The organism is Winogradskyella sp. (assembly GCF_013213975.1).
GTDB lineage: Bacteria > Bacteroidota > Bacteroidia > Flavobacteriales > Flavobacteriaceae > Winogradskyella.
Map to the genome: position 1 here is coordinate 1 of NZ_JABSST010000164.1, position 1,552 is coordinate 1,552.

2 protein-coding genes and 1 pseudogene are annotated in these 1,552 nt (G+C 37.0%); 2 read left to right on the plus strand and 1 reads right to left on the minus strand.

Going from position 1 to position 1,552, the window contains the following annotated elements; all coding sequences use genetic code 11:
- Window positions 1-116 (plus strand): annotated as a pseudogene (locus tag HRU49_RS14645) (Hsp70 family protein); the annotation flags it as partial.
- Between the two features lie 13 nt (window positions 117-129).
- Window positions 130-687 carry a bestrophin family ion channel gene (locus tag HRU49_RS14650; RefSeq protein WP_296358478.1) on the plus strand — a complete coding sequence of 186 codons (558 nt, stop codon included), beginning with the start codon at window positions 130-132 and terminating at the stop codon, window positions 685-687.
- A gap of 4 nt (window positions 688-691) precedes the next feature.
- Here HRU49_RS14650 and HRU49_RS14655 read toward each other — a convergent pair.
- On the minus strand, window positions 692-1,552 hold an 861-nt coding region (locus HRU49_RS14655), incomplete at its 5' end, for a SulP family inorganic anion transporter (RefSeq protein ID WP_296358475.1).

Below are 1,552 nucleotides of genomic sequence, written 5' to 3' on the forward strand. Positions count from 1 at the left end.
CTCCTTCTATTGTTGCTTTTACTGCAGATGGATAAAGAATATGTGGAGATCCAGCAAAAAGACAAGCTGATACTAACCCTACCAACACAATATATGCCTCAAAAAGATTAATTGGAAGATAATTTAATGATGTACTTGTCAGAAGAGGAACTCAAGTATATCTTATCAAAAAACAACAAGCAGACTGCAATACTGTATTTACAATCCAAACATATTAGAGCACTAAAAGATAAAGGCTTGATATGGGAATTTGCATTTTTAGAACTAGAGAATGTTCTTGAGTCACTTTTTACGCACCAAGGAAAATCAGAACGTATAAAGAACTTTCCTTATCCAAGACAATATGCTAGTTTGGGATTGTATTTAACGCGTGTTTTTGCCATTCTTTTACCTTTTGGTTTAATTCCTGAATTTGCCGAGATTGGTGAGACTATGGTCGATGACTTCTTTCTTATAGGACAGTTTTTTATATGGATTGCTATACCATTTTGTGCAACTGTATCTTGGGCATTTCATACTATGGAGCGTTTAGCAAGGACAGGTGAAAATCCTTTTGAAGGCGGTCCAAACGATGTACCTATTTCTACAATTGCAAGAGGTATTGAAATTGATTTAAGACAAATGTTAGATGAAGATCCTAACCAGATTCCAAGTCAATTTCCTGAGGACAAAAATGTTCAGATGTAAACTATTACTTCAAAGTGTATTCTGACAATGGTTTTGTAAATTTTTCTGGATCAGCAGTTAAATGATATCTTGGGTCGTCTACATCCTCTATAATGACTTCTTCGAACTTAGGACTTGCTTTTCGCAATAGAACTTTACAGTCTTTACTGAGATGTTTAAGCTTAATAGACTTTCCTTCTGCTTCATACTTGTTTACTAAATTAAAAATAGCTTCTAATGCCGAATGATCGGTTACACGAGATTCAATAAAATCTATTTCGACTTTTGATGGGTCATTTTTAATATCGAACTTAGAGTTAAAGTTTTGAATAGATCCAAAGAAAAGTGGACCCCAAATTTCATAAGTTTTAGTTCCATCCTTTTGCATGCGCTTTCTAGCTCTAATCATAGTTGCATTTTTCCAGGCAAATACTAAAGCTGAAATAATGACACCTGCAATAACCGCTACAGCTAAATCTTTCCATACGGTGATTCCAGAAACTGCAATTAAGACGATGGCGTCGGATAATGGAATTTTACGAAGTATTCTAAAGCTCGACCAAGCGAACGTTCCAATAACAACCATAAACATAACACCAACTAGGGCAGCTATAGGAATCTGCTCTATTAGTGGCGCTCCAAATAGTACAAAGCATAGAAGGGCAATGGCAGCAACTACACCTGATAATCGACCACGACCACCAGAGTCTACGTTAATAATCGATTGTCCAATCATAGCGCAGCCTCCCATACCACCAAATAAACCATTGAGAATATTGGCACCTCCTTGTGCTACAGACTCACGATTGCCATTTCCTCGAGTTTCTGTGAGTTCATCAGCAAGGTGTAAGGTCATGATGGAGTCGATTAAGCCGACAGCTGCGAG